A 26562-nucleotide genomic window follows, 5' to 3' on the forward strand; every position below is an offset into this window, starting at 1 on the left:
CTATGTTTTTTCAGGCCGCCCACGCGGCCCGAAACGCTCCCTCCACCACCCGAGGACATCTTGATGACAACAACAAACCGCATCACCCGTTACAGCGTGCCTCTACTGCTGGCGCTGGGCCTGGGCAGCCCCCTCCTGGCCAGCGCCGACACCCTGCGCTTCGGTGGCAACTTCACCGATGACCACTCCAGTAGCCGTGCCATGGAAATCTTTCGGGATACCCTGGCCGAGCGCACCGATGGCGACCTGACAGCCCAACTCTTTCCCAACATGCAACTTGGCGGCGCCAGCGAGAACATCGACCAGGTCAGCACCGGCTCCATCGCCGGCACCTGGATCGGCATTTCCTACCTCTCGCGGACCGTTCCCGAACTCGAGGCACTGAGCCTGCCCTTCGCCTTCGACAGCCGTGAGGCGGCCTTCGAGATGATCGATGGCCACATCGGCGAGCTGCTCGATGAAAAACTCGCCGCAAAGGGTTTCAAGGCGCTTGGCTACATGGAGCTGGGCTTTCGCCACGTGACCAATAGCGAACGCCCCATCGAAAGCATCGAGGATTTCAGCGACCTGAAGGTTCGCCTGCAGCCCAACCAGACCCACCTGGATACCTTCCGCGCCATCGGTGCCAACCCGGTGTCGATGGACATCAACGAGGTGTACGGCGCCCTCCAGCAAGGGGTGCTGGATGGCCAGGAAAATCCCTACAGCATCATTCAGACCAAGCGTCTGGATGAGGTGCAGGGTTACCTTTCCGATAGCGGGCATTTCTACGATTTCATCGTCGTGGTGGTGAACCGGGACACCTTTGACAGCCTCTCGGACGACGAGCAGCAAGCCCTGCGCGCGTCAATGGACGAGGCCGTGGCATGGCAACGCACCACCGCCGCCGAGGAAGACGAGCAGGCACGCGACATGTTGATCGAGCGTGGCATGCAATTCACGCCGATCAGTGACGAGACCCGCGCGGAGCTGCGCAAGGCAAGCCAGGACGTGGTGGACGAGCTGCGCGACAAGATCGGCGCGGAAGTCGTCGACCAGGTGCTCGAGGAACTGGCGTCATGACAGCCGCCTGGCACCAGCTGGAGGCGCACGCCTCCAGCCCGGTCAAGCGTCATCTGTTGCATGGGCTGGCGCTTCTCGACCGTACGTCCTACTACGCGATACTGGTGGCGATGGCCACGATGACCGTGCTGGTGTCGGCCCAGGTAGTCGCCCGATACCTGCTGTCCACCTCCATCGACTCCGCCGATGAGCTGTCGCGCCTGTGCTTCGTCTGGGCGATCTTCCTGGCGATTCCCCATGGCATCAAGGTCGGCATCCATGTGGGTATCGATGCGCTGGTCACCCACCTGCCCGAGCGACTCCAGGAAAGCCTGGCACGGCTGATGGCGCTGGTCGGCGCCCTGATGATGGCCATGCTGTTCTGGATCAGCCTGGGGGCCGTGGCCGACAAGTGGCAGGAGTTGATGCCCACTCTGCCGATCACCGCCGCGGTCTTCTATATCGCCGTGCTGATATGTGCCGGTCACTGCTGCCTGCACCTGCTGGCCCAGGCCATGCGCCTGGAACCTCTGCCCAGTGCACCGTCATCCGAAGGAGATCCTGTCTCATGACGCCGGCCATCATCACTACCTTCCTGGGTTTTGCCCTGCTGCGCATGCCGCTGGCCTTCGCCCTGGGTCTTGCTTCCCTGATCGGTCTCTACGTGGGCGGCATGGACTTCTCGGTGCTGCCGCAACGCATGATGCATTCGGTCAACAGCTTCCCGCTGATGGCCATCCCGCTATTCATGCTGGCCGGGGAATTGATGGTTGCCGCCGGCATCCTGCAACGCCTGGTCGATTTCGCCAACTCGCTGGTAGGGCGCGTCCATGGCGGGCTGGCCCACGTCGCCATCGTCGCCGGCATGGTGCTGGCGGCGGTGAGTGGCGCCGCCGTGGCCAGTGCCAGCGCCCTTGGCAGCTCGCTGGTTCCGTCGATGCGCCAACAGTACGACACCGGCTACAGCAGTGCGGTGGTGGCGTCTGCCGCCAACCTGGGCGCCATCATCCCGCCCAGCAACGCCATGATCGTCTATGCGCTGATGGCCGGTTCAAGCGTCTCGGTGGGTGGGCTGTTCATGGCCGGGGTGATTCCCGGGCTACTGCTTGCCGTTGGCTTCATGGGCTTGGCCAGCTTCATCGCCATGCGCCGCCGCTATCCGCTGGTGGGTGGCGAGATCGGCCTCAAGCATGTGCTGGTGCAGACCTGGCGTGCGCTGCCGATCCTGCTGATGCCGGTCGTGGTGGTGGGCGGCATCGTCACGGGTGCCTTCACGCCCACCGAGGGGGCGGCCATCGCCGTGGTCTATGCGCTGTTGATCGGCTTCTTCGTGACCCGCAAGCTGCGTCTCGCGGACCTGCCCAAGGCCATGTTCAATGCCGCGGTGACGGCCGCCATGGTGGGCGCACTGATCGCCTTCGCTTCCACCATGACCTTCGCCTTCACCATCGACCTGATCCCCATGCAGCTATCCAGCTGGTTGCAGGGTGTCACCAGTGACCCTCTGATCTTCCTGCTGCTGGTCATGGCGCTGCTGATCGCGGTCGGCATGTTCATCGAGTCCAACGCCGCCTACATCATGCTGGTGCCGTTGCTCGCGCCTATCGCCCTGGCCTACGGCATCGACCCGCTGCTGTTCGGCTTCCTGTTCGTGATGAACCTGGTGGTCGGCATGATGACACCGCCGGTCGGGGTGCTGCTGTTCGTGATGTGCGGCATCTCCAAGATCAGCCTCAACGAGCTGATGAAGAGCGCCTGGCCCTTCATCGTCTTCCAGTACGTGGTTCTGATCGCCTGCATTGCCTTCCCGGGCATCGTCACCTGGCTGCCCCGCGCCCTGGGCTACTGAACCGCAAGCAAGACACGACGCGCGTCCCCCGACTTGACGGCGGGGTAGGCCCCCTGCGGCCCGGACGACGACGATAACAAGGAACGACAAGAGAACACGCCATGAAAATCCTCGTCATCAACCCCAACATCTCCGAGGACGTGACCCGCCTGATCGAGCGGGAAGCACGTCGCAGCACCCGCCCCGGCACCTCCTTGACCATGGCGACGGCCCCCTTCGGCGTCGCCTACATCGAAACCCGCGCGGAGGCCCAGATCGGGGGTTACGCCACCATGCAGGTCGCCGCCGACCTCTACGCCGGGCATGATGCCGTCGTGGTGGCGGCCTTCGGCGACCCGGGGCTGACCGCACTCAGGGAAATCCTGCCGATCCCGGTGGTGGGCATGACCGAGGCAGCGCTCCACAGCGCCTGCCAACAGGGCGGGCGAGTCTCGGTGATCGCTATCTCCCAGCGCATCCAGGCCTGGTACCGCGAGACCATCCATGGCTACGGGTTTGGCAGCCGCCTGGCCAGCATTCGTGCGCTCGATGAGCCACTGGCGCATATCGGACGGGTCCAGGAGGACCAGGGGGAACGGCTGGTGGCCCTGGCGGAGCGTGCGGTGGCGGAGGATGGCGCCGATGTACTGGTGATGGCGGGCGCACCGCTGGCCGGCCTGGCGCGGGAAGTCGCCAACCGACTTCCGGTACCCGCACTGGATGGGGTGACCTGCGCGCTGCACCAGGCCCAGGCACTGGTCGACATGGCCGCACGCACGCCGTCTGCCGGAAGCTACGCCGCGCCGCCGGTGAAGCCCTGCCATGGTCTGACCGCGGCGCTGACCCAACTGGTGGGCAGCCGGACCCAGCCGGCCACGCTGAGCTGAACTGGACATCCCGACACCGACTGGGAGAATGGAGCCGGTCCCCCTACAGGAGCGCGCTTGATGTCCACGTCATCCACGTCTGAACGCTCGAGGCGCGTCACCACCCCCTCCTTGGCGGAGGAGGCCTACCAGGCCTTGCACCAGCGCATCGTCAGGGGTCAGTTGGCCCCTGGCACGACACTGCTGGAACCGGCTCTGTGCGAAAACCTCGGGATCTCGCGCACCCCGCTACGGGAGGCATTGAAGCGACTGTCCGGCGAGGGGCTGGTGATCCTTCCGCGCAACCGGCGAGCGCGCGTCGCCCCCATCGATGCCGAGGAGCTGCAGCACCTGTTCGAGGTCGAGGCGGGGCTCGAGAGCATGGCGGCAAGCCTTGCCGCCAGCCGCATGACCAACACCGAGATCAAGCAACTCGAGGGGCTGCAGCAACGCCTCGAGCGCCTGCATGCCAAGGGCGACCGGAGTGCCTATTTCGAACTCAATCAACGCATACACGGTTTGATCGTGGCGGGGGCCAGAAACCCTGTACTGACGGAAACCCACCAGCGCCTGCTGGGCCGCCTGGAACGTGCCCGCTATCTGGCGCTTGACCGACTCGGCCGCTGGCAGGAGTCCACCGATGAACACCAGGCCATTCTCGATGCCCTGCGTGCCCGGGACAGTGAACGGGCAAGCCAGTTGATGCGCGACCACGTCCAGCACACCGGCGAGGCCATCGCGGCCACCACCCGGCGTTGACCCCGGCGGGCAGTCCGCCGGAGCGAGAGGCAGGCAGGCAGGACAAGAGAGCAGCCTGGCCCGGCCAGCCTCTTTCGTCCCAAATTCCGAATTCAGAGCGTCACGCGCACCGCCAGCGGATGCTCATCGCAGTTGTTGCCTTCCCCACCACGATCGACCACCAGGAACTCCCCTTCCCGTTCGAGCACCGACTGGATCGCGTGCCAGGTCCCGGCCCGGTAGTTGACGCCCTGGCAGCCATCGGTGACGAAGGCACGTACCTCGGCGGTGTCGATGACATCGCCCGGTGGCGCCACCACCACCACGAAGCGCTCCTGGTGAAGCGGCATGAACGCCTGGCTCCCCAGGGGATGGCGCTCGAGAAAGTCGAGGTCGAGCGGCAGCGTGATCGGCTGACTGACGAAGATGCTGATCAGCGTCCGTGCCTCTTCCCCAAGGGTCTCGACCCTGGCCAGGTCGTGATAGCGCCGGGTACGTCCGGCGTTGATGTGAAAGTAATCGGCAGTGCGCGTGTCGATGACATCGCCGAATGGCGCGAAGGCCTCAGGCGTCAGCGGCACGGCTTTCAGTTCCAGCATGACTGTCTCCTACAGTAGATTCAGTGTTCGCCCAGGCTGTCTGTTATCCATGGCGGCACCGCTAGCGAGAGGCGCCGGTGACAGGGTAGAGAGGGGGTCCTACGCCAGGGATGGCGTCGGTAGCGCCCAGGGAGGGGTTCACAGCGCCCCCTCGAAACCCTGTCGCCGGATCAGCCTCGAGCGGCGGCGCTACCGCAACGGGTCAGCTCCGTTTCAACGAGCACCCAAGCGCAGCGCCGCATGGCGGTTGACATCCTTGTACAGCAGGTAGCGGAACGGTCCCGGGCCACCGGCGTAACAGGCCTGCGGGCAGAAGGCGCGTAGCCACATGAAGTCGCCGGCTTCCACCTCGACCCAGTCCTGGTTGAGGTGATACACCGCCTTGCCCTCGAGCACATACAGGCCATGCTCCATGACATGGGTCTCGTCGAAGGGAATCACCGCCCCGGGCTGGAAGGTGACGATAGTGACGTGCATGTCATGGCGTACGTCGTTCGGGTCGACGAAGCGGGTGGTCGCCCAGCGCCCATCGGTGCCCGGCATGGGGCTGGGGTCGAGCTCGTTCTCGTTGGTCACGAAGGCCTCAGGCAATTCGATGCCGTCCACCCGCTCGTAGGCCTTGCGCACCCAGTGGAAACGCACCGCCGCCGACGAGGTGTTGCGCACCTGCCAATCGCTGCCCGGGGGAATGAAAGCATACCCGCCCGGCAGCATGCGATGCTGTTGGCCGGCGAGTGTCAGCGAAAGCTCACCCTCGACCACGAACAGCACGCCCTCGGCATCGGGGTCGAGCTCCGGGCGCTCGCTGCCGCCACCTGGCGACACTTCCATGATGTACTGAGAAAAGGTCTCGGCGAAGCCAGAGAGCGGCCGCGCCAGCACCCACAGCCGGGTATCGTCCCAGAACGGCAGATTGCTGGTGACGATGTCGCCGAACACCCCCTTGGGGATGACGGCATAGGCCTCGGTGAATACCGCCCTGTCGGAGAGCAGCTGTGTCTGCGGCGGATGCCCGCCATGGGGAGCGTAGTAATTTCTTGTCGTCATTATTCCATCCTTCTATATGCAACTCCGGCCTTTCGACAGGCCAAAAAACCGTATGGATCCTGCTTGTGAAACTAACGTCTCAAGAGTACGGTGTCTAGAAACTTTCGTTTCATGCGTAGACAAAGGTATCGTCCAGCCATGAACCCTCGTTGCGTATCCACGGCAGTGCCATGGTCCCGTGCCGGCCCCATCCGCTGCGGGGCCACCCTCTCAAGGCGACAGTTCGTCGAGCCTGTGATAGAGCTCGCTGACCGCATCGATGCGAGCACGCCCCTGCGCGAGCCGATGGTGAAGCACCCCGTTGGCCAGCAGGCTGATCAGACTCATGGCGCTGGCATAGCTGTCGAAGGCGGAAACGCTGTCGATGGGACACTCCATCCACCAATCCACCTGTTCGGCAAAGCCACCGGCCGTGGCATCGGCGATCAGCAGCACACGGCACGGCATGGACGCCAGCTCGGTGACCAGGGCATCGAAACCGCTCGGGCGGCGGCGAAAGCCGAACAGCACGACCAGGTCGTCAGTGCCCAGCTCCACCAACTCCTCGGCGAGCGACTGGTTGGGTTCGGGGGCAAGGCTGATCCCATCGCGCGCCTGGATCAGCTGCTGGCGGAAGTGAATCGCCAGCGGGTAACTGTTGCGAAAGCCGATGAGCACCACACGCCGCGCACGTTCGAGCCCATCCACTACCGCCTCGAAGGTTGGCGCATCGAGCCCTTCGAGGGCGCTGCGCAGGTTCTGCCGCTCGCGGTCATGGTGACGCTTGAAACGCGCGCCGTTCCCGGCCACCGCGCCGGGGTCGGTGACCAGCGGCACGCCCTGGCTCCTCAGCTCGCGCGCATGGCGCTTGACCGCCTGGAAGCTCTCGAAGCCGAGACGCTTGAAAAGCCGGCTGACCGTGGACTTGGAAACGCCCGTCAAGCGGGAGAGATCGGCCGCGCTGTAAACCGCCAGGTCGTCGAAATGATCGAGTATGAAGGCCGCCACGCGCTGCTCCTGAGCGCTCAGGTCGGCATACTGCGCCGAGATTCTCTGACCGATGTGCGGCTTCATGCCAGTCTGTTGCGTCCGCAAGAAACACTCTCCCACTGTTCACGGCGTGGACGGAGCCTCGCTCCGCCAAACGCCACTCGTATCACCAGGCCAACCAACGACTTGCCGTGCCGGCTCCCCGGCGACGGTTGGCCGTCCCAGGCAACTTCCCCGGCTCCAACCCTTCCCGCGGCGCCAACCGCAGCCGGGGCGCTTCGGCGCCGCTCCACTATAGCGACACAGCCAACAACAACGCGAGGTACACCATGTCCCACTCTACCGACACGTCCCAGGCCGCCAGCGCCAAGCGGCGCCATTGGCAGATTCCACATATCTACGTCATTCTGTTCGTGTTCATCGCCATCGCGGCGCTGGCCACCCACTTCGTGCCCGCCGGCGAGTTCGAACGGATCCCCGGCCCCTCGGGGCGCATCACCATCGATGCGGAGTCCTTCCAGTACGTCGAGCCCAACCCGACCGGCGTCGTCGACTTCATGCTGGCCATTCCCAATGGCCTGATGAGCGCTGGTGAAGTGGTGTTCTTCACCTTCATGATCGGCGGGATGTTCATGGTGCTGCGGCGCACCGGCATCATCGAGATCGGTGTCGACAAGCTCAGCCGTCAATTCGCCGGCCGCAGCCTGCTGATGATCCCGGTGCTGATGACGGTGTTCGCCGTGGTCGCCACCATCATCGGTACCCAGGAACTGGCGCTGGTCTATGTGCCGGTCATTCTGCCGCTGATGATCGCCCTGCGCTTCGACTCGATGACCGCCGCCGCCGTGGCCCTTTGCGCCACCACGGCAGGCTTCACCACCGGCATCCTCAACCCGATCAACACCGGGCTTGGCCAGCAGCTCTCCAACCTGCCGCTGTACTCCGGCTTTGGCCTGCGAGCCGCCGCCTTCGCGGTGGTACTGGGTGTCGGCATCTTCTTCGTCATGCGCTACGCCCGCAAGGTCCAGGCCAGCCCCGAGCTCAGCCTGATGGCCGGCGACGAGGCCGAAGCCGAGAAGCGCTCGCTCTACCAGCATGCCACCGACGAAGGTGCCCTGATGGCCAACGGCCGCCAGAAGCTGGCCGCCATCGCCACCTTCGCCTTCTTCGGCCTGCTGGTTTACGGCGTACTGCGCCAGGGCTGGTTCATGATGGAGATGGCCGGCCTGTTCATCGTCATGGGCATCGTCGTCGGCCTGATCGCCGGGCTGAACACCGAAAGCATCTGCGAAGCCTTCAACAAGGGGTTTCGCGATGTGCTGGTGGGCGCCATGATCGCCGGGGTGGCACGCGGCGTGGCCGTGGTGCTCGAGGACGGTCAGATCATGGACACCCTGGTCTTCGGCCTTGGCAATCTGGTGGGGGAACTGCCCACCCTGCTTTCGGCCATCGGCATGTACTTCTCCCAGTTGGCCTTCAACTTCGTGGTGCCCTCCGGCAGCGGCCAGGCGCTGGTCACCATGCCGATCATGGCGCCACTCGCCGACCTGATCGGCGTGACCCGCCAGACCGCGGTGCTGGCCTACCAGCTCGGCGACGGCGTCGGCAACATCCTGTTCCCGACCTCCGGCTACTTCATGGCCACCCTGGCCATCGCCGGTGTGCCGTGGCAGAAATGGGTGAAGTTCTTCTTCCCGCTGTTCTGTACCTGGGTGTTGATCTCCATGGGCTTCCTGGCGTTTGCCCAGGCCACGCAATGGGTCGGCTGATCGCCTGACCCGCGTCGCCGACGCCCTCCACCAGGCCCCGCCCGAGCAGATCGGGTGGGGCCTGGTGCCGTTGGAGACTGCCATCCGCACGATCGGCTCGCCGTCCTATCGGGCCGCTGGAGCCGGATGATGCTCGGCCCAGTGCCGGGCGATATCCAGGCGGCGCGTCACCCACACCCGGTCATGGGCCTCGATGTGGTCGAGGAAGCGCTGCAGCGCACGGAAGCGACCGGGACGGCCGAGTAGCCGGCAGTGCATGCCCACCGAGAGCATCTTCGGTGCCTCTTCCCCCTCGGCGTAGAGCACGTCGAAGGCGTCACGCAGGTAGGTGAAGAAGTGATCCGCGGTGTTGAAGCCCTGGGGGGCGGCGAAACGCATGTCGTTGCTGTCCAGGGTGTAGGGCACGATCAAATGGTCGTGTTCACGGCCTTGGCTGTCGCACTCACGGGTCCAGAACGGCAAGTCATCGCCATAGTAGTCGCTGTCGTAGAGGAAGCTGCCCTCGTCGAGCACCAGCCGGCGGGTGTTGGGGCTATCGCGCCCGGTGTACCAGCCCTGGGGCTTTTCGCCATAGAGCCGCTGGAAGATCTCCATGGCACGCGCCATATGGTCGCGCTCCACCGCCTCCGGAACATCCTGGTAATGAATCCAGCGATAGCCGTGGCAGGCGATCTCGTGGCCAAGCGCCTTGAAGGCATGCGCCACCTCGGGATTGCGCTCCAGGGCCATGGCAACGCCGAATACCGTCAACGGCAGCCCGCGGCGCTCGAACTCGCGCAGGATGCGCCAGACACCGGCGCGCGAACCGTACTCGTAGATCGACTCCATGCTGAGGTGACGCGCGGGATACGAAGCCGCGCCAATGATCTCGGAAAGGAACTGTTCGGAGCCCGCATCCCCGTGGAGTACGCAGTTCTCTCCACCCTCTTCGTAATTGAGCACGAACTGCACGGCAATCTTTGCACGGCCTGGCCAGTTGGCGTGGGGCACGTGGCGACCATAACCGATCAGGTCTCTGGGATAGTCGGATGAGGGAGTGAGCGTCATGGCGAAGCTTCCTGATGATGTGGGCGTCAGGCCGTGCGAGTGAGCGGGTGTCCGTCATGACTCAGCCGGCAGCGCCATATTATGTATACAAGAACAAGATAGAGTGTGCTCACCTTCGCTGCAACCCCTCTCGCCACTTTTCCCTCACCCCAGCACGCTTTTCAGCATCGACCAGGCCTAATCTTCGCTGTCCAGGAGTATGAGTAAAACTGTATACATAAAAAGACTTAAAATGTCTTCAAGTAGCGCTCCTCATACGGCGACATGCTCGATTTAATATACTTATACTTATTCCCAAAACTTATCAATAGCGCTAACCACATGAATTTAAAGGGAGAGCATCTCACCAAAGGAAACGCGCGACCCACTTGCGGTTTAAACAAAACAATCCTATTTTGTGTACAAACGCTATGCACCACGTTCACAAGATTAGACATCGACCTGTCCCACGCCATCTCATTTCATCCAGGAATCCCTTCATGCATATCCGTGTGATCAACCCCAACACCACCGCCGGCATGACAACGACCATTGGCGAGGCCGCCAGTCGTATCGCCGCGCCAGGCACGCGCATCACCGCACGCAACCCCGCCCACGGTCCCGTCTCCATCGAAAGTCATTTCGACGAAGCCATCAGTATGGTGGGCGTACTGGAAGAGGTTCTCGCTGGCGAGCGCGAAGATGCCGATGCCTACGTGATCGCCTGCTTCGGCGACCCGGGACTACTGGCCGCCAGGGAACTGACCCGCGCGCCGGTGATCGGCATCGCCGAGGCCGCCTTCCACATGGCCACGCTGATCAGCACACGCTTCTCCATCGTCACTACCCTGGCGCGCACCGGCATCATCGCCGAGCACCTGCTCGACCAGTACGGCTTCGCCCATCACTGCCGTCGCGTACGCGCCGCCGAGATACCGGTACTCGATCTGGAAGAGAACGGCGATGCCGCCCTCTCCCGGCTCATCGAAGAGTGCAAGCGGGCCCGCGACGAGGACGATATTGGTGCCATCGTGCTGGGATGCGGGGGCATGGCCGACCTTACCGATGAGATCAGCCAAGCCGTTGGCCTGCCGGTGGTCGAGGGCGTCACCGCCGCGATCAAGCTGGCCGAAGCGCTGGTGGGCCTTGGCCTTGGCACCAGCAAGCATGGCGACCTGGCGTTCCCGAGACCGAAACCGTTCACCGGCCGCTTCGAAGGGTTCTCACAGCTGATACCCATTCGCTGATTGGCACGCTTCCTGCTCGAAAACTTTTGCATCGAGAACAATGACAAGACGCCACAGGCGCACGCCAGACCGCAAGTCTTCCACGGCATGCACGCCGGGAAACAACCACAACACACAGCAACGTCTTGCGAGGACACCACCATGAGCCACTCAACCCCACACAGCAGTACCGTCGATCCCGACATCGCCACATCGCCAGGTTCCACTATTGATCAGGGCACCAAGGCCCCAGGCGAGGAGTCACTAGCTCCCCAGCAGACCCGTATCATGGGCCGGGGCTCCTACTTTCTTGCCTGGTTCGGTGGCTGTGTCTCCATCGGCACCTTCACCATGGGCTCGAGCGTGGTGGGCACCCTGAACCTGATTCAGGCCACGCTCGCCATCGCCATCGGCTGCTTCGTGATCGGCATCGCGCTGGCCATCAATGGCGCCGCCGGCTACAAGTACGGCATTCCCTTCATGGTCCAGGCACGCAGCGCCTTCGGTTTTACCGGCACGCGGCTCCCGGGCCTGGTTCGCGCCGTCCCCGCGGTGGTGTGGTACGGCTTCCAGAGCTGGATCGGCGCCGGGGCACTGAACATGGTATCGGCCACGCTGTTCGGCTTCGATAACCTGGTGTTCTTCTTCATCACCTTCCAGTTCCTGCAGATCGGGCTGTCGGTGATGGGCTTCCAGGGGATCAAATGGCTGGAGAATATCGGCAGTGCCTTCATTCTTGCCTCGCTGGTCTACATGTTCTACAGCACCATCGTGCGCTACGGCGACGTACTGTCCGCCAACCTGCTGACCATGGAAGGCTCCTGGGGCATGCCCTTCTGGGGTGCCACCATGCTGTTTCTGGGCATCTACAGCACCATGATGCTCAACGTCGGCGACTATGCCCGCGAGCACAAGAAAGGCACGCCCACGAGTCTGCTCACCACCATCTACGCCATGTCGATCCTGCCGTGCACGCTGTTCATGGGGCTGATCGGCTTCATGGTCTCCGAAGCCACCGGGGTCGCCGATCCGATCCAGGTGTTCGCCAACGCCGTCGACAACACCCCGCTGCTGATGACCACCCTGCTGTTCATCGCCTTCGCCCAGGTCACCACCAACGTACTCAATAACGTGGTGCCACCGACCTACGTGCTGATGGACGTGTTCAAGATGAAGTTCCGCACGGCCACGGTACTGGTCGGTCTACTGGCCTTCGCCACCTTCCCCTGGAAGCTGGTCCAGCCGGATTCCGCCGCCGGCCTGCAACTGTTCGTGCAAACCTATTCGGCATTCCTGGGACCGATCTTCGCCATCCTGGTGGTCGACTACTACCTGGTGCGCCGCCGCACTCTCGACCTCGGCAAGCTCTACGATGAGAACGGCCCCTACCAGGGCGTCAACCTGGCCGCACTGATCGCCACCGCGGTGGGCATCGCCGCCGCCCTGACCTTCTCTTCCATTTCCTGGTACGCAAGCCTGATTCCGGCCGGCGCGACCTACTTCCTGTTGATGAAGTACTGGGCACCCTGCCAGCGGTTCAACCAGTGATCCATCGCCCCCAGCACTGATGTCTGTGACTCATCGCCCCCGGCCTCGGCCGGGGGCGATCGCATTTTTTGGGGAGTAACATCGTGGCGCTCATCGACCCAGCGAATTCACCACGCGATTGGCGCAGTGCGCATGCAGCGCCAGCAGAATGAAGGCGGTGGGCAGATAGGCGAAGAGCCAGCTGGCATAGTCCTGCAGGAACAGGATGATGGCCGGGAAGACCACCACCAACAGGTAGAACACGCCCCAGAAGCACTGGGCCACCGGGGCGTGATAGCGGCGAAACCAGGCCGGCCAGCCACCGGCGAGATGGAACAGCTCGACGCGCTCACCAGAGGCTCGATTGAGCACGTCTTCCAGCTCGCGCATGCGAATCAGATGAAAGAAGAAGATCGACTGCTTGAACAGGTCGAAGAACATCACCAGCACGATCACCAGCAGCAGCACGAGGAACCCTACCGGTGTCACCGGCTGCTGGAGTTCGGCATCGAGTTCGAAAAGACGAGCCAGGGGATCCCAGGCCAGCAAGGCACCAATCGAGCCGAACAGGCGTATATCCCCAAGGGAGCGGTGGATATAGTCGTTGCAGACTCCGTTGAGTCGAACATACTCTTCGTAGACCCGGCTCAGGGGAATGTCTTGAGCAGGATCATCCTGAGGTCGGGTCACGGCCGTCACCTCGAGTGGTTCGAGACGAGAGATTCACGCCTTGACCTCAGTATGGTGGTGCCTGAAGGGTTTGCCAGTCAGGCACCGAAGATGCTGTGCAGATCGGGGGCTTCTTCCTCCTCCTCGACGATCGAAAGCGACGCCTCGATGGCCTTGAGGTGGCGGCTCATGAACGCCGCGGCACGCTCTCCATTGCCGGCTTCGAGATGGCCGATCAGATCGTCATGGTCGTGGGACTCGCAGCCGAGGTGCCCGGCATTGCCGTAAACGGCGAGAATCAGCGACGAGCGTGAACAGAGCCTGCCGACGAATTCGGCCAGGGTGGCGTTTCCGGAGAGCCTGGCAATCCGCTCATGGAAGGCCGCCGACAGCTTGATGGCGGTGCTCTGTTCACCGGACTTCAGCGCCTCGCGCTCGCGACGCGCCATGTCGCGCAGCGCCTCGATGTCCTCGGGCGTGATGCGCCGGGCGATCTCGGGCATCAGCCCGCACTCGACCATCTGCCGGGCATCGAAGACATCCTTGGCCTCGTCCGCCGTGGGGCGGGTGACACTCGCACCACGACGCGGGGTCAGGGTGACCAGTTGCTCCATTGCCAGGCGTTGGAGAATCTTGCGAATGCCGGTGCGGCTGACGCCGAACACCTCGGAGAGGGCATCCTCACGCAGACGAGCACCGGGCTTGAGCCGGTGCTCGATGATCGCATCGCTGATCGAGCGATAGATGACCTCGTGGCGCTCGGCACCGTCTCCGTTCTTGCCCAGGCGAGCGCCCGGCGGCCTTCGCTGGGCGTTGGTCTGGCTCTGGTTCATGTGACCTCGCCTCTCCTGCATGGCATTTCGAGTCATATTGTATACTCCAATGCACTCGGACGACGACACCCCAGAGGTCAACGGGCCAACCCAAGGCTTACCCGTTGACCGGCACAGCGCTTCACTCCGACCAGGCGGCGATGGCCTCACGCTCCTCGTCGGTCATTTCGGTCATGTTGCCAAGCGGCATGTAGCCACTGGCCACCACCTGCTGGATCTGCTCGCGCTGGCTCAGCACCTGGTCGGCGCTGTCATAGGCAATGCCTGCGGGTGGCGAATTGAATCCCTCCTGACTGGGCTCCTTGGCATGACAGGCCGTGCAACGGGTTTCGACGATCTCATGGATCTCATCGATGCTCGGGCCGGCATCGGCGCTATCACGGTTCTGGCCGGAGGACCCGGCCGGTGCACCGACCCAGAACGCCAGGGCGATCAGTGCCACACCCGCCGCCGGATAGGCCGGCTTGATGCTCCCCGAGTGCATCAGCACGAAGAACTGTCGAATCAGCGCCCCCGCGAAGATGAACAATGACATGATCACCCAGGCGTGCTCATGGGAGTAGGCAAAGGAGTAGTGGTTGCTGATCATCAACAGCACCACCGGCAGGGTGAAGTAGGTGTTGTGCACCGAACGCTGCTTGCCGCGCTTGCCATCCAGCGGATTGGGGGCTTCGCCGGCCTTCATCGCGGCGACCATGCGGCGCTGCCCGGGGATGATCCAGAAGAACACGTTGGCGGACATCGCGGTGGCCATCACCGCACCGGTGAGCAGGAATGCCGCCCGGCCCGCGAACAGCTGGGTGCTGAGATAGGCGACGACCACCATCATCACCGCCACGGCCACGCTCAACAGCCCATCGCGCTGCATGTCGGGGCTGATGCGCTTGCACAGTTCGTTGTAGACCACCCAGCCTGCCACCAGAAACAGCAGCGCCAGCACGTTGGCCTGCCAGCCGCTCATCTCGGCGGCCCACTGCCAATTACTGTTGGGGTCGACGAGATAGAAGCTCGGGTTGGCCATGTAGAGCATCACGAACAGCGCGAAGCCGGACAGCCAGGTGGCATAAGACTTCCAGAACGACCAGTGCAGGTCATCGGGGAGTTTCTCCGGGCTCGTGGCGTACTTCTGGTTGTGGTAGAAACCGCCACCGTGCACGGCCCACATCTCGCCAAACACGCCTTTCTTGCGGCAGCTCTCTTCCTTGGGGGGCTTCAGGCCGTTGTCCAGCATCACGAAATAGATCGACTCACCGATCCAGGCGATGGCGGCGATGACGTGTAGCCAACGCATCATGAAATTTGCAAAGTCCAGCAGGTAGGCTTGCATGAGGGTAACCTCACCTCGTTCGAATCTCGTTGTTGGTATCGGGCACGCATCGCATCAGGGATCAGGCGCGCCGGGGCAGGGTCTTGCCGATCGACACCGCCGGCTCAGCTGCCGCGATAGGTCGAGTAGCCGTAGGGCGACAGCAGCAGGGGCACGTGATAATGCTGGCTGGCATCCGCCACACCGAAGCGCAGGGGAATCACGTCGAGGAAGCGTGGCTCGTCGGCGGCCACGCCCCGGCGGCGCAGATAGTCGCCAGCATTGAAGACCAGCTCATATTCACCGACGCTGAATGCGTCCCCTTCGAGGATCGGTGCATCACAGCGGCCGTCATCATTGGTCACGACCTCGCCGATCGATGTGCGCTCGCCACCGCTGAAGCGAAACACTTCGATGCGAATGCCCTGTCCAGGGCTGCCCAGGGCGGTATCCAGCACGTGGGTAGTCAGGCGTCCCATGTTCACTCTCCTGTTAGGGTTACTGTCTTGGATCGCTGTCTTGAATCGTTGTCTTGCATGGCTGTTCTGAATAGCTATCATCAGCTAATGATGACAGTTTTAGACTGAAATGGAGTACATTTCAAAATATTTTTTGTATACAGCAAGTGCATGCATGGCACTATACCATGCCGTGAGGCCGTGCCAAGAGACCAAGACAACGGACCAGGCCACCAGGCCAAGCCACGAGTGACACCAGGAGACTCCATATGACCGACAAGACCCTGACACCACGCCCCAGCCAGCTCGACAAGGCCAGCTTCGTGGCCAGCTATGGCGACATCTTCGAGCACTCCCCCTGGGTGGCGGAGCTTGCCTTCGAGAAAGGCCTGAATGAGCGCCACGACTCGCCGGATGCCCTCGCCGATGCCATGGGAGAGGTACTCACCCAGGCCAGCCCCGAGCGCCAGCTCGAGGTGATTCGCGCTCACCCGGACCTGGCCGGCAAGGCCGCAGTCGCCGGTGAACTCACCGATGATTCGACCCGCGAACAGGCCGGTGCCGGTCTCGACCAGTGCACCCCCGAAGAGATGGCCCGTTTCGAACGGCTCAACGAGGCGTACAAGGCGAAGTTCGGCTTTCCGTTCATCATGGCGGTCAAGGGCAGCAACCGTTTCGCGATTCTCGATGCCTTCGACGTGCGCCTGGAGAATGATCTCGACGAGGAGCGCCGCACCGCAGTGGAACAGATCAACAGGATTGCCCGGTTCCGTCTCGAGGCGCGCGCCGAGGGCTGAAAAGTGTCGGCATGATTCGCCACTCAACGCCGACAGCCAAAATATCGAACGCGTCACAGATGCCTGTGGCGCGTTTTTCATGGGCTCAGAACAGGCATTTTTACTGACCAAATGGTCAGCATATTGTTTTCAAGATTCTGTTTTATATGAATTTTTATTTTTACACACAAGATAATGAAATTTCTGTCTTTCAAAATAAATATGATTGTGTACATTTATTGGCAGCAAAGGTGTTCAGAAAGCACCGCGCACGGCACAACACACAACAACCGCTGCGAGCCTGACCATGACCGATACACATTCCGTACCGCATCCCACCCGGAACCCGTCGCGCACCATCAATCAGAATCCTGATGCGATGCCGCCGCTTTCCAAGGCAATCCCGCTAGGTCTTCAGCACATCATGGCGATGTTCGCCGGCAACGTGACCCCGCCGATCATCATCGCCGGGGTGATCGGCGCCACCGCCGGCGAGCAGATATTCCTGATCCAGGTGGCCTTGTTCGTGGCCGGTGTCTCGACACTGATCCAGACCATCGGTATCGGCCCGGTCGGCGCACGCCTGCCCATCGTCCAGGGCACCAGCTTCGGCTTCCTGCCGGTGGCGCTGCCGCTGGCCAAGGCGTTCGGGCTACCGGCGGTGCTGGGGGCCTCCTTCGTGGCCGGGCTGATGCAGATCGTACTGGGGGCCTTCCTGAAGAAGATCCGTCACTGGTTCTCGCCGGTGGTCACCGGCATCGTGGTGCTGTTGATCGGCATCACCCTGATGCCCGTGGGCCTGAACTACGCCGCCGGTGGCGTGGGTTCCGAAGGCTTCGCCTCCCCCACCAACCTGCTGCTGGCGCTGTTCGTGCTGGTGGTCACCATCACCGTTCACCAGCTTGGCCGCGGATTCATCAAGGCCTCCTCGATCCTGTTCGGGCTGCTGGCCGGCTACCTGGTGGCGATGGGGCTGGGTATGGTCGATTTCACCAACCTGATCAACGCGCCCTGGTTCGCGGTGCCCAAGCCGCTCGAATACGGCATGACCTTCTCGATGACCGCGATCATCGGCATGGTGCTGATCATGTTCGTGGTGGGGCTCGAGACCATCGGCAATATCTCGGCGATCACCACCGGCGGCGCGGGTCGCCCGGCCAAGGATCGCGAGCTGTCCGGCGGCGTGATGGCCGATGGCGTGGCGACCTCCTTCGCCGCGGTGTTCAACACCCTGCCCAACACCGCCTATGCGCAGAATGTCGGCCTGATCACCCTGACCGGCGTGGTCAGCCGCCATGTGGTGACCATCGGCGGCCTGCTGCTGATCGCCATGGGCCTGTTCCCGAAGCTCGGTGGCCTGGTGGCCGCCATGCCACACGCGGTTCTCGGTGGCGCCGGCATCGTGATGTTCGGCATGATCGCCTCGGCGGGTTTGAAGATCATCCAGGAGTGCGAGCTCGACCAGCGCGCCATGCTGATCATTGCGGTGTCACTGAGCCTAGGCATCGGCCTGCCGGCGGTGGAAGCCATCTCGGAAACCATGCCAGGCCAGGCCGGCCTGCTGCTGAAATCCGGCCTGGTGCCGGCCGCCGTCGCCGCACTGCTGCTGGATGCCATCCTGCCAGGCAAGCCGAAGCGCCAGCCTACCGGGGACGAACACGAGGCCGCGGCCAGAGCAGAGGCTGAGAAGCGTAACGCCAACTCTTGACCCGTCATCAGCGCCATTACTTTGAAACCATTACTTTGAAACCATTGCTTCAATCGGGCATTGCCCACACGAGCGCCGCCGGACTCTCTCCGGCGGCGCTTTCTTTCGTTGGCTGATACAGCCTCTCGATTGCCGCTTCAGCGCCGTGCTCGCTCACCAAGCAAACGGGCCAGCCACATCGATGTGGCTGGCCCGTCTTCCTGCTCGGCTCATTCGTTGCCGGTCATCGCGGATCGGCAGTGACCGACGTCTGGCTTATCAGAAGTGCCACTCAAGGTTGAAGGTCAACACATCGGTATCCACGCCTGGCTTGTCGTGGTTGCCGAACTTGTTGCGCCAGTATTCATAACCGGCGCCCACCCACAGTTCGTTGGCCTCGCCCCAGGCCAGCTGGCCGACATCCAGCATCAACGAGGTGCGCATCAACTGCTCCGGCTCGGTGGCGACCCCGAAATAGTCGTCGCCCTTCTCGCCATTGAAGTTGAAGAACCCCTGAAACTTCATGGGTAGCGCCCCCGCCTCGAATGGCAGCCCCCATGCCAGGCTCAGCTGGTAATAGGGGTCGAAGGAGAGGCTGTTGCGATTGCCGGGAAGACCGCAGGCATCCAGGCCGCAATGGTTCCATTCACGGCTGTAGAGCAGGCTCAGGTCCAGGAAACCACGGGGCACATCGAACTTGAACGTCGGCCCCACCACCAGTTGACGCTTGCGCGGGGCGAAGGCGGTGTTCTTGGTGTTGAGGTCGAACCCCGCGGTCAGCGCCATGTCACGCACCGGGCCGAATGCCACTGGCGCATCGAACACCTTGCCGGCATGCCACTGGTGGCGATAGACCAGATAGGCCTCGGTAGCCCCGCTGTCACTGCCGCTGGCAGGATCGGCGCTATCCGACTGCAGAAGTTCCAGATTGATGAAGTGCTGCCCCAGGGAGTGGCCACTGGCATGGCCAAGCTGCAGCACATGTTTTTGTACGTCCCGTGGGTTGCTCGGCTCGGTGAACTGCGTTCCGAAGCGATAACCGATGAACGTATCACTCCAGGTGGCTGCCTGCGCGTCGGCGGTGACGAGCGCGGCACAGACGGTTGCAGAGGTGATCAGCCACCGGGAAGTTCGAACGGGCATGTGGATCTCTCCAGATTGTTGGTGTTGTCGGGGAGGTGCGCCTGACCGGCGCAACCCGTCTACGATAACCAATCAAAATGTATACTGGAAATACTTTCCATTGAAAACACTGACGAATTCACTTCAACGCACGGCACACACCCGCCCACTCGGCATCTGGCTACACTGGAAGTGCGGGAAAGCGGATACGGGGGTGAACGCCATGTTTCGAGATCGCCAGGACGCCGCACGTCAATTGTCAGAGAGACTGGGCCGGCTTCGTGGGCAGCGGCCTTTGGTGCTGGCCATTCCTCGGGGTGGGGTACCGATGGGACGCATCATCGCCGATGCGTTGGGGGGTGAGCTGGACGTCGTGCTGGTGCGCAAGATCGGTGCGCCGGGCAACCCGGAGTATGCCATCGGCGCGGTCAGTGAGGATGGCAGCGTGCACCTCGAGGAGTCGGCACGCCGCTGCCGGGAGGGTTGGCTTGCCGCCGAGATCGACCACCAGCGCGACCTGATCGCCCAGCGCCGGAGCCGCTATACGCCGGTACGAGCCCCCATCGACCCCGCCGGGCGCGTGTTGGTGGTGGTGGATGATGGCAGCGCCACCGGCGCCACGCTCGCGGCGGCACTGGTAACGTTGCGCCAGCGCAAGCCATCCAGGCTGATCGCGGCCCTGGGAGTCGCGCCGCCTGATACACTCGAGCGACTCGGCAAGCTTGCCGACGAGGTGGTCTGCCTGGAGTCGCCACGCGACTTCCATGCGGTCGGCCAGTACTTCGCCGAATTTGGCCAGGTGGAGGATGACGAGGTCCTGGCCCTGATCGGCCAACCTTTGGCCGATGACCCGCCAAGCAAGCCATGACGCCTATCCATAGTTGATACCCACGCCTCCTGCTCATGGCGCCTACACACGACAACGGGCCGCCCCGATGGGGCGGCCCGTTGTTTGATACGGTGCGCTCGGCTTGTTTATTTAGCCGCTGCGGTCACGCTCTTCATGCTTTCTTCGACCAGCTTCTGGCTTTTCTGCAGAAACTCCTGGCCCAGGGTGCCAAGCTTCTCGGAATCGCCCTTGACGCGCTCGCCCAGGTCCTGAGCGGCCTTCTGCTGACCCTCGAAGACCTTCTTGAAACCATCGGCATCACGCACATCAACCCATGCGCGGGCCTGGGCGATACTCAGGTCGGTATAGGCACGAGCGGCATCGATCTGAGTGGACACCAATTTCTCGGTGTACTCCAGGGTCAACGCGCCGTAGGCACGTGCTGGCTCGACAAACAGTCCTTCGAACTGCTCAGTGGCTTTCTCGGTAGTCGCCTTGCTCATGAAACACCTCCGTCAACCTTGCGATGATGCTGAAGAGACGCCTGCAACCAGACGCCTGCTTCAATGGACAGGGACAGCACGCGGAAAGCGAAAGACCCTGTATTGCACTGCAACATAGCAGGCAATTTTGTGCATCGCAACATTTCAGGCGCGGATTTTTTCGTGGCTACCGGAAATGCAACTCCTCTGCCACGGGAGGCATCACGACGTCCACATCGGGCAGGCGCTCAGCGGTAGGCCCCTTCGACATCGGTGATACGCAGAGCATTGCGGCCAAGGCCCTGGTACTGGTCGAGCATGCGTTCCAGCCAGCCATACACCGGGTCGGCATTGGAGACCAGGTCGGCGCTGGAGACGCAGCGCGCCCACATGAAGTTGCCGAACACCAGGTAATCGGCGGCGGCAGGCGCATCGCCATCGATGAAGTCGGACGCGCTCAGGCAACCACGTAGAGGTTCCAGCGCCGCATCCAGTTGGGCAAGCCCCTTGGCCGGCGAGTGGAACTCTTCCAGGGTACGCCCGAAGCGTTTTTCACGGGTTTCACGGAAATAGTCGCGGTCGTCGGGGTGAACGGCATTGAAGAGATCCATGACGATGGTACGCATCATGGCGGGGGCCAGACTTCTCTCGGCGTAGTGCCGGATGAAGTGCGCACGGGATTGCGCCAGCGCATCGCCAAACAACGGCGCCTCGGGATACGTTCGATCGAGATAGCGCAGGATGTCGTAGCTGTCGGTAATCACCTCATTGCCATCGGTTAGCACCGGCACCTTATCGTAATCGGCGAATGCCAGCGCTTGCTTGTCGCTGAAGCGCCAGGGCCGCATCTCAGCCTCTAGTCCCTTGTGGGCCAGCGCGTACTTGACCCGCCAGCAGTAGGGCGAGAACCGCAACCCCTCGTCGATACCGCAGAGATCAAATAGCACTCGGGTCATGGTGGTGTCTCCTGGCAGTCCAAAGGTCGGGAATCGAGTGTGCCAGCTTTGCCAGCCAGCGCCAATCAACGTCATGAAACGGGCCAGCACGACGTCAATCACCTGTCCTTTAGTCTAATCATACGCCTCCCCACCGCGACGGAAGCAGTCCGTCAATCGCATGTAACTAACTGATTTTAATTTTTTTAATGTCCTGATAAATGCCAATATCGGCATCTCATTATTGGTAATACCAATTTTCCAACACTAGTCACACTCCAAACGACGGCTTATCTTTCGCCCGTCCGTCAAACCGGTCGACAGGTTCTTCGCATCGTTTGGGAGCGAAACCGAAAACAACCCGAGGAAACTGCCTCATGAATGAAACCACTCTCGCACTTCTCGCCTTCGTACCCCTGGTACTGGCCGGAGTGCTACTGATCGGCTTGCGCATGGCAGCGAAAACCGCCATGCCGATCGTGTTTATCGTCACCGCACTGATTGGGCTTTTCGCCTGGGAAATGAGCTTCACCCGGATCATGGCCTCGACGCTTCAGGGGTTGATCCTGACGGTCTCGATCCTGTGGATCATCTTCGGTGCGATTCTGCTGCTCAACACCCTGAAGCACTCCGGGGGCATCACTGCGATTCGCAATGGCTTCTCGGGCATCAGCCCGGACCGTCGCGTTCAGGCGATCATCGTCGCTTGGCTGTTCGGCTGCTTCATCGAGGGCGCCTCCGGCTTCGGTACCCCCGCCGCCGTCGCCGCTCCGCTGATGGTTGCGCTGGGCTTCCCGGCGCTGGCCGCCGTGGTGGTCGGCATGATGATCCAATCCACACCGGTGTCGTTCGGTGCCGTGGGTACGCCAATCGTGGTGGGTGTCACCGGTGGCATCAACCGTGAGGGCATTACCGAGACGCTGGAAGCCGGTGGCTCCACCTGGATGGAATACTTCCGGCTGATCGCCGGCGAAGTCGCGGTCATCCACGGCATCGTCGGCATCCTGATGCCACTGATCATGGTGGTCATCATGGTGCGCTTCTTCGGCGCCAACCGCTCCTGGAAGGAAGGCCTGTCGATCGCGCCGTTCGCGATCTTCGCCGGGATCTGCTTCGTGGTGCCCTACATGCTGGCAGGGGTTCTGCTCGGCCCGGAATTCCCCTCGATGATCGGCGCCATGGTGGGTCTGGCGATCGTCGTACCGGCGGCACGCAAGGGCTTTTTGATCCCCAAGGACACCTGGGATTTCCCGGAAAGCAGCTCCTGGCCGGACGAGTGGATCGGCAAGCTCGAGATCAAGCTTGACGACATCGCCGGCAAGACCCCGATAACCACCTTCATGGGATGGCTGCCCTATGTGCTGCTGGCGTTGATTCTGGTGGCATCGCGCACCATCGAGCCGTTCAAGAACCTGCTGACCTCGTTCAGCTTCGGTTGGGGCGACATCCTCGGTGAAGCCGGTGTCTCCGGCAGCATTCAGCCTCTCTACCTGCCGGGTGGCATCCTGCTGATGGTGGTACTGATCACCGCTCTGCTGCATCGGATGCGCGCTGGCGAGCTCAAGGCCGCCTTCAGTGAATCCTCGCGGACCATCTTCGGTGCTGGCTTCGTGCTGATCTTCACCATCCCGATGGTGCGTATCTTGATCAACTCGGGCGTGAATGCGGCCGACCTGGTGTCGATGCCGGTGGCCATGGCGCAATTCGTGGCGGACGGCGTGGGCGGCGTCTACCCGTTCTTCGCCCCGGCCGTGGGTGCCCTTGGCGCCTTCATCGCCGGTTCCAACACCGTCTCCAACCTGATGCTTGCGGATTTCCAGTTCAACGTCGCTCAACAGCTTGGCGTCTCGACGGCCTTCATGGTCGCGCTGCAAGCCGTCGGTGCCGCCGCGGGCAACATGATCGCCATCCATAACGTGGTTGCGGCATCCGCCACCGTCGGCCTGCTGGGCCGCGAGGGCATCACGATCCGCAAGACCATCCTGCCGACGATCTACTACCTGGTGTTCACCGGTCTGATCGCGCTGATCGCCTTCTACGTGATCGGCATCTCCGACCCGCTGCTTGCTCTGGGCTGATCTATCGGGCCACTTAGCTTGCGATACGTGTAACGACACCGCCCCCATGGCCATGCCATGGGGGCGGTGTCGTTACAAGCGTTCAGGATGCGCGCCTGGTGGAGCCGGACGCAAATCAGCCGATACGGGTCAGCTTGGTTGCGTGCTGTTGGCGGCGCTCCACATAACTTGCCGAGTTTGCGGCAAGTCCCGCGATCTGCTCTTCCGAAAGCTCCCTGACCACCCGCGCCGGGGCTCCGACGATCAGCGAATTATCGGGAAATTCAGCCCCCTCCTTGACCAGCGCGCCCGCGCCTACCAGGCAGTTCTTGCCAATCACCGCGCCATTGAGGATCACCGCTTGAATGCCGACCAGGCTGCCATCGCCAATCGTGCAGCCATGCAGCATGGCCTGGTGCCCCACCGTCACGTCGCGACCCACCTTAAGAGGGTAGCCGGGGTCGGCGTGCAGCACCGCGCCATCCTGGATATTGCTCCCCTCCCCGATCTCCAGATGGTCGGTATCGCCTCGCAGCACCGCCTGATACCACACGCTGGCATTGCGCTCGAGGGTAACGTGCCCGATCACATCGGCGGTCTCGGCCACGTAGACACTTTCGTCGATGACCGGAACCTGTTCACCATATTGATAGATCGCCATGGGTTTCTCCATCGTGATTGAGTTCGGCCCGTATCGATCAGGCCTGTGAAAAGTGCACCCTCAGCGCCGCCAGGGAGGTCATCGTGATCACTTGATAACGCCACGTTCCCGAAGCGCATCGCAACGCGACTTGTCGATGCCCAGTTGCTCCAGCACTTCATCGGTATGCTGAGCATAGAGTGGCGCCGGGCGACGAATCTGCGCAGGCGTGCGTGAAAGCTTACCGGGAAAGCCGATCGTCTTCATCGTACCGATGACCGGGTGGTCCATCTCCTGAATCATGCCGCGCGCCTGATAGTGCGGGTCATCCAGGGCCTCGGCGAAATTGTTGATAGGGCCCGCCGGCACCCCTGCCTTGTCGCAAGCCTCCAGCCATTCGTGCTTGTCACGGGTTGCGAAAATCTCTTCCAGTATCTCCTCGAGAACCTCGACGTTCTGGCCACGCAGATAGTTGGTGGTAAACCGTGGGTCCTCGATCAGGTCCGCACGATCGATGACCTCATGACACAGCCTCTCCCAGGTGCGCTGGTTGGCGCAGCCGAGCATGATGTAGCCATCCCTGACCTTGATCGCCTGGTAGGGAGCCGATACCCGGTGACGCCAGCCAGTCGGCTCGGGGATCGTGCCTTCGGCAAAGTAGGCGGCTGCCTCCCAGGTGAACCAGGGCAGGCCACTCTCGGCGATGGACACATCCACCAACTGCCCCTCACCGGTGTTCATCTTGTGGATATAGGCCGCCAGAATGGAGTAGGTCGCGGTGATGCCGGCGCCGATGTCGTAGACGGCAATACCCGTCTTCAATGGACGACGCCCCGGCTCTCCGGTCATGGACATGAGGCCAGACATGCCTTGAGCGACGAGATCGAACCCTCCCTTGTGGCTGTACGGCCCTGTCTGGCCATAGCCGGAAATCGAGCAATAAATGATGCCAGGGTTGAGTGACTTGATGGTCTCGTAGTCGACCTCGAGCGACTTGGCGACACCGGGACGATAGTTCTCGACGATGACATCGGCGGTTTCGGCAAGGCGATAGAACAGTTCCCGCCCTTCCTCTTCCTTAAGGTTCAGCGAGATGCTCTTCTTGTTACGGTTGATCTGCGCAAAGCAAGTGGACTCATCATTGACATAAGGCCCCATCTGTCGACTATCGTCACCGCCATTCTTCTCGACCTTGATGACCTCGGCCCCCATGTCACCCAGCACCATCGTGCAGTAGGGACCCGCCATGATTTGTGAAATATCCAGAACCTTCATGTTCGTCAAGGGAAGCATGTTTCTATACCTCTTGATCCAATAGGGAATTATCTTCCGCGCCAGGCGTGTGGTGTCTTGTTGATGAATGCATCGACAGCGCCATGAAAATCCTCGCTCGTATAGCAAAGCGCGATGAGGTCGTCATCCTGGCCATCTTCAGGAACGTGGTACTTCTGGAAGCGTCGAATGGCTTCCTTGGATGCTCGAATCGTCAATGGGGCAAAGCTCTGAAGCTTTTCAATGACTTTCCTGACTTCGCCTTCGATGTCCTGGTGGTCGATCACCCCCGTCACCAGGCCCGCCTGTTTCGCCTCGTCGGCTTTGATGATGCTGGCCAGCATCAAGACCTCCTTGGCTCTTGCTGGCCCCACCAGGTCCACCATGCGAGAGACGTTATTCATCGAGACACAGTTGCCCAGGGTCCTGGCAATGGGGACGCCAAACTTGAGATCTGGTGTGCAATAACGAAAGTCGCACGCCATGGCGATGGCCGCGCCACCACCGATACAAAAGCCTTCAATCAGCGCAATCGTGGGCTTCTTGAGGGCCTCCAGAGTGGCCATTACCCTATCGATACGGCGCTCATAATCCAGGGCATCCTGCGCCTCGGAGAACGCACTGAACTGCTTGATATCAGTACCCGCCACGAAGGCTTCACCACCCACTCCCCGCAGCACCACGACATCGATCTCAGGATCGTCATTCAGCTCATGACAGGTTCTCTCGAGAGCGTCATACATTCCCCAGGTCATGGCATTGCGCACCTTGGGGCGGTTGAAGAGCAACCAGGCAACGCGCCCTTCTCTTTCATATACCAGCTCATCCGTCGAGTTCATCACCTACACTCCTTAATACCG

At 62.1% G+C, this 26562-nt stretch carries 26 protein-coding genes; 12 read left to right on the forward strand and 14 right to left on the reverse strand.

From position 1 onward, the window contains the following. Nucleotides 1-63: 63 nt before the first annotated feature. From C6V82_RS10800 to C6V82_RS10820, 5 genes are all read left to right on the forward strand, one after another. The gene (locus C6V82_RS10800; protein ID WP_102587016.1) at nt 64-1062 is read left to right on the forward strand and encodes a TRAP transporter substrate-binding protein; all 999 of its coding nucleotides are present in this window, start codon (nt 64-66) and stop codon (nt 1060-1062) included. Then, nucleotides 1059-1613 carry a TRAP transporter small permease gene (locus C6V82_RS10805; RefSeq protein WP_102587017.1) on the forward strand — a complete coding sequence of 185 codons (555 nt, stop codon included), beginning with the start codon at nt 1059-1061 and terminating at the stop codon, nt 1611-1613. Before C6V82_RS10800 ends, C6V82_RS10805 begins: the two co-directional genes overlap by 4 nt. Continuing rightward, nucleotides 1610-2890: a TRAP transporter large permease gene (locus C6V82_RS10810; protein WP_102587018.1), complete on the forward strand. Its 1281-nt coding sequence runs from the start codon at nt 1610-1612 to the stop codon at nt 2888-2890. Before C6V82_RS10805 ends, C6V82_RS10810 begins: the two co-directional genes overlap by 4 nt. A gap of 101 nt (nt 2891-2991) precedes the next feature. Next, nucleotides 2992-3756 (forward strand): aspartate/glutamate racemase family protein, encoded by a 765-nt coding sequence (locus tag C6V82_RS10815; protein ID WP_102587019.1) that lies wholly within the window; start codon nt 2992-2994, stop codon nt 3754-3756. Nucleotides 3757-3816: 60 nt separating this feature from the next. After that, complete coding sequence (locus C6V82_RS10820) at nt 3817-4494, forward strand: GntR family transcriptional regulator (RefSeq protein WP_102587020.1); 678 nt, start codon at nt 3817-3819, stop codon at nt 4492-4494. A gap of 92 nt (nt 4495-4586) precedes the next feature. Here C6V82_RS10820 and C6V82_RS10825 read toward each other — a convergent pair whose 3' ends face one another. The 3 genes from C6V82_RS10825 to C6V82_RS10835 all read right to left on the reverse strand — a co-directional run bounded on the left by C6V82_RS10825 (nt 4587) and on the right by C6V82_RS10835 (nt 7172). Further along, nucleotides 4587-5072 (reverse strand): ureidoglycolate lyase, encoded by a 486-nt coding sequence (locus C6V82_RS10825; protein ID WP_102587021.1) that lies wholly within the window; start codon nt 5070-5072, stop codon nt 4587-4589. A gap of 213 nt (nt 5073-5285) precedes the next feature. Beyond that, nucleotides 5286-6119: a bifunctional allantoicase/(S)-ureidoglycine aminohydrolase gene (locus tag C6V82_RS10830; RefSeq protein ID WP_102587022.1), complete on the reverse strand. Its 834-nt coding sequence runs from the start codon at nt 6117-6119 to the stop codon at nt 5286-5288. Nucleotides 6120-6329: 210 nt separating this feature from the next. After that, nucleotides 6330-7172 (reverse strand): MurR/RpiR family transcriptional regulator, encoded by an 843-nt coding sequence (locus tag C6V82_RS10835; RefSeq protein WP_102587023.1) that lies wholly within the window; start codon nt 7170-7172, stop codon nt 6330-6332. Between the two features lie 245 nt (nt 7173-7417). Here C6V82_RS10835 and C6V82_RS10840 point away from each other — a divergent pair, with 245 nt between their 5' ends. Continuing rightward, nucleotides 7418-8857 (forward strand): YfcC family protein, encoded by a 1440-nt coding sequence (locus C6V82_RS10840; RefSeq protein WP_102587024.1) that lies wholly within the window; start codon nt 7418-7420, stop codon nt 8855-8857. Between the two features lie 105 nt (nt 8858-8962). On the opposite strand, the gene puuE is transcribed toward C6V82_RS10840, so the two are convergent. After that, nucleotides 8963-9904 (reverse strand): allantoinase PuuE, encoded by a 942-nt coding sequence (puuE, locus tag C6V82_RS10845; protein WP_102587025.1) that lies wholly within the window; start codon nt 9902-9904, stop codon nt 8963-8965. A gap of 479 nt (nt 9905-10383) precedes the next feature. Here puuE and C6V82_RS10850 point away from each other — a divergent pair, with 479 nt between their 5' ends. Both C6V82_RS10850 and C6V82_RS10855 read left to right on the forward strand, forming a co-directional pair. Next, nucleotides 10384-11130 carry an aspartate/glutamate racemase family protein gene (locus tag C6V82_RS10850; protein ID WP_102587026.1) on the forward strand — a complete coding sequence of 249 codons (747 nt, stop codon included), beginning with the start codon at nt 10384-10386 and terminating at the stop codon, nt 11128-11130. A gap of 141 nt (nt 11131-11271) precedes the next feature. Further along, nucleotides 11272-12657, forward strand: a complete 1386-nt coding sequence (locus C6V82_RS10855; RefSeq protein WP_229843165.1) for an NCS1 family transporter — start codon at nt 11272-11274, stop codon at nt 12655-12657. Between the two features lie 90 nt (nt 12658-12747). On the opposite strand, the gene C6V82_RS10860 is transcribed toward C6V82_RS10855, so the two are convergent. The 4 genes from C6V82_RS10860 to uraH form a co-directional block, all read right to left on the reverse strand. Next, the gene (locus tag C6V82_RS10860; protein ID WP_102587027.1) at nt 12748-13326 is read right to left on the reverse strand and encodes a hypothetical protein; all 579 of its coding nucleotides are present in this window, start codon (nt 13324-13326) and stop codon (nt 12748-12750) included. Nucleotides 13327-13403: 77 nt separating this feature from the next. After that, entirely contained in the window at nt 13404-14138 is a 735-nt protein-coding gene (locus C6V82_RS10865) for a GntR family transcriptional regulator (protein WP_102587028.1), read from the reverse strand. 121 nt (nt 14139-14259) lie between these two features. Next, on the reverse strand, nt 14260-15465 hold the full coding sequence (locus C6V82_RS10870) for a urate hydroxylase PuuD (RefSeq protein ID WP_102587029.1): 1206 nt from the start codon (nt 15463-15465) through the stop codon (nt 14260-14262). A gap of 104 nt (nt 15466-15569) precedes the next feature. Then, nucleotides 15570-15923, reverse strand: coding sequence for a hydroxyisourate hydrolase (gene uraH / locus C6V82_RS10875; RefSeq protein WP_102587030.1), 354 nt, complete (start codon nt 15921-15923; stop codon nt 15570-15572). Nucleotides 15924-16171: 248 nt separating this feature from the next. Between uraH and uraD the strand changes: the two genes are divergently transcribed. Together uraD and C6V82_RS10885 are read left to right on the forward strand one after the other, a co-directional pair. Further along, the gene (gene uraD / locus C6V82_RS10880) at nt 16172-16699 is read left to right on the forward strand and encodes a 2-oxo-4-hydroxy-4-carboxy-5-ureidoimidazoline decarboxylase (RefSeq protein WP_102587031.1); all 528 of its coding nucleotides are present in this window, start codon (nt 16172-16174) and stop codon (nt 16697-16699) included. 286 nt (nt 16700-16985) lie between these two features. Continuing rightward, entirely contained in the window at nt 16986-18386 is a 1401-nt protein-coding gene (locus tag C6V82_RS10885) for a uracil-xanthine permease family protein (RefSeq protein ID WP_229843166.1), read from the forward strand. Between the two features lie 258 nt (nt 18387-18644). On the opposite strand, the gene C6V82_RS10890 is transcribed toward C6V82_RS10885, so the two are convergent. Next, nucleotides 18645-19508 carry a hypothetical protein gene (locus C6V82_RS10890; RefSeq protein ID WP_102587032.1) on the reverse strand — a complete coding sequence of 288 codons (864 nt, stop codon included), beginning with the start codon at nt 19506-19508 and terminating at the stop codon, nt 18645-18647. A gap of 202 nt (nt 19509-19710) precedes the next feature. Between C6V82_RS10890 and C6V82_RS10895 the strand changes: the two genes are divergently transcribed. Next, the gene (locus C6V82_RS10895) at nt 19711-20355 is read left to right on the forward strand and encodes a phosphoribosyltransferase (protein WP_102587033.1); all 645 of its coding nucleotides are present in this window, start codon (nt 19711-19713) and stop codon (nt 20353-20355) included. Between the two features lie 107 nt (nt 20356-20462). On the opposite strand, the gene C6V82_RS10900 is transcribed toward C6V82_RS10895, so the two are convergent. Both C6V82_RS10900 and C6V82_RS10905 read right to left on the reverse strand, forming a co-directional pair. Further along, complete coding sequence (locus C6V82_RS10900) at nt 20463-20819, reverse strand: phasin family protein (protein WP_102587034.1); 357 nt, start codon at nt 20817-20819, stop codon at nt 20463-20465. Between the two features lie 227 nt (nt 20820-21046). Further along, the gene (locus C6V82_RS10905; RefSeq protein WP_102587035.1) at nt 21047-21754 is read right to left on the reverse strand and encodes a glutathione S-transferase N-terminal domain-containing protein; all 708 of its coding nucleotides are present in this window, start codon (nt 21752-21754) and stop codon (nt 21047-21049) included. Nucleotides 21755-22110: 356 nt separating this feature from the next. Here C6V82_RS10905 and C6V82_RS10910 point away from each other — a divergent pair, with 356 nt between their 5' ends. After that, complete coding sequence (locus tag C6V82_RS10910; RefSeq protein WP_102587036.1) at nt 22111-23811, forward strand: L-lactate permease; 1701 nt, start codon at nt 22111-22113, stop codon at nt 23809-23811. Nucleotides 23812-23926: 115 nt separating this feature from the next. Here the strand turns inward: C6V82_RS10910 and C6V82_RS10915 are convergent, their stop codons facing one another. The 3 genes from C6V82_RS10915 to C6V82_RS10925 all read right to left on the reverse strand — a co-directional run bounded on the left by C6V82_RS10915 (nt 23927) and on the right by C6V82_RS10925 (nt 26541). After that, entirely contained in the window at nt 23927-24451 is a 525-nt protein-coding gene (locus C6V82_RS10915; protein WP_102587037.1) for a gamma carbonic anhydrase family protein, read from the reverse strand. 87 nt (nt 24452-24538) lie between these two features. Beyond that, nucleotides 24539-25723 (reverse strand): CaiB/BaiF CoA transferase family protein, encoded by a 1185-nt coding sequence (locus C6V82_RS10920; protein WP_102587038.1) that lies wholly within the window; start codon nt 25721-25723, stop codon nt 24539-24541. A 29-nt stretch (nt 25724-25752) separates the two neighbouring features. After that, nucleotides 25753-26541, reverse strand: coding sequence for an enoyl-CoA hydratase/isomerase family protein (locus C6V82_RS10925; RefSeq protein WP_102587039.1), 789 nt, complete (start codon nt 26539-26541; stop codon nt 25753-25755). Nucleotides 26542-26562: the final 21 nt, after the last annotated feature.

The organism is Halomonas urumqiensis (assembly GCF_003028575.1).
GTDB classification, from domain to species: domain Bacteria; phylum Pseudomonadota; class Gammaproteobacteria; order Pseudomonadales; family Halomonadaceae; genus Halomonas; species Halomonas urumqiensis.

Coding starts and splice junctions, on each gene's coding strand:
- C6V82_RS10820 (WP_102587020.1), top strand. CDS start 3,817: ATGTCCACGTCATCCACGTCTGAACGCTCGAGGCGCGTCACCACCCCC.
- C6V82_RS10900 (WP_102587034.1), bottom strand. CDS start 20,819: ATGAGCAAGGCGACTACCGAGAAAGCCACTGAGCAGTTCGAAGGACTG.
- C6V82_RS10805 (WP_102587017.1), top strand. CDS start 1,059: ATGACAGCCGCCTGGCACCAGCTGGAGGCGCACGCCTCCAGCCCGGTC.
- C6V82_RS10840 (WP_102587024.1), top strand. CDS start 7,418: ATGTCCCACTCTACCGACACGTCCCAGGCCGCCAGCGCCAAGCGGCGC.
- C6V82_RS10915 (WP_102587037.1), bottom strand. CDS start 24,451: ATGGCGATCTATCAATATGGTGAACAGGTTCCGGTCATCGACGAAAGT.
- puuE (WP_102587025.1), bottom strand. CDS start 9,904: ATGACGCTCACTCCCTCATCCGACTATCCCAGAGACCTGATCGGTTAT.
- C6V82_RS10890 (WP_102587032.1), bottom strand. CDS start 19,508: ATGCCCGTTCGAACTTCCCGGTGGCTGATCACCTCTGCAACCGTCTGT.
- C6V82_RS10925 (WP_102587039.1), bottom strand. CDS start 26,541: ATGAACTCGACGGATGAGCTGGTATATGAAAGAGAAGGGCGCGTTGCC.
- C6V82_RS10905 (WP_102587035.1), bottom strand. CDS start 21,754: ATGACCCGAGTGCTATTTGATCTCTGCGGTATCGACGAGGGGTTGCGG.
- C6V82_RS10920 (WP_102587038.1), bottom strand. CDS start 25,723: ATGCTTCCCTTGACGAACATGAAGGTTCTGGATATTTCACAAATCATG.
- C6V82_RS10850 (WP_102587026.1), top strand. CDS start 10,384: ATGCATATCCGTGTGATCAACCCCAACACCACCGCCGGCATGACAACG.
- C6V82_RS10910 (WP_102587036.1), top strand. CDS start 22,111: ATGAATGAAACCACTCTCGCACTTCTCGCCTTCGTACCCCTGGTACTG.
- C6V82_RS10885 (WP_229843166.1), top strand. CDS start 16,986: ATGACCGATACACATTCCGTACCGCATCCCACCCGGAACCCGTCGCGC.
- C6V82_RS10830 (WP_102587022.1), bottom strand. CDS start 6,119: ATGACGACAAGAAATTACTACGCTCCCCATGGCGGGCATCCGCCGCAG.
- C6V82_RS10800 (WP_102587016.1), top strand. CDS start 64: ATGACAACAACAAACCGCATCACCCGTTACAGCGTGCCTCTACTGCTG.
- C6V82_RS10810 (WP_102587018.1), top strand. CDS start 1,610: ATGACGCCGGCCATCATCACTACCTTCCTGGGTTTTGCCCTGCTGCGC.
- C6V82_RS10835 (WP_102587023.1), bottom strand. CDS start 7,172: ATGAAGCCGCACATCGGTCAGAGAATCTCGGCGCAGTATGCCGACCTG.
- C6V82_RS10895 (WP_102587033.1), top strand. CDS start 19,711: ATGTTTCGAGATCGCCAGGACGCCGCACGTCAATTGTCAGAGAGACTG.
- C6V82_RS10865 (WP_102587028.1), bottom strand. CDS start 14,138: ATGAACCAGAGCCAGACCAACGCCCAGCGAAGGCCGCCGGGCGCTCGC.
- C6V82_RS10870 (WP_102587029.1), bottom strand. CDS start 15,465: ATGCAAGCCTACCTGCTGGACTTTGCAAATTTCATGATGCGTTGGCTA.
- C6V82_RS10855 (WP_229843165.1), top strand. CDS start 11,272: ATGAGCCACTCAACCCCACACAGCAGTACCGTCGATCCCGACATCGCC.
- uraH (WP_102587030.1), bottom strand. CDS start 15,923: ATGGGACGCCTGACTACCCACGTGCTGGATACCGCCCTGGGCAGCCCT.
- C6V82_RS10825 (WP_102587021.1), bottom strand. CDS start 5,072: ATGCTGGAACTGAAAGCCGTGCCGCTGACGCCTGAGGCCTTCGCGCCA.
- uraD (WP_102587031.1), top strand. CDS start 16,172: ATGACCGACAAGACCCTGACACCACGCCCCAGCCAGCTCGACAAGGCC.
- C6V82_RS10815 (WP_102587019.1), top strand. CDS start 2,992: ATGAAAATCCTCGTCATCAACCCCAACATCTCCGAGGACGTGACCCGC.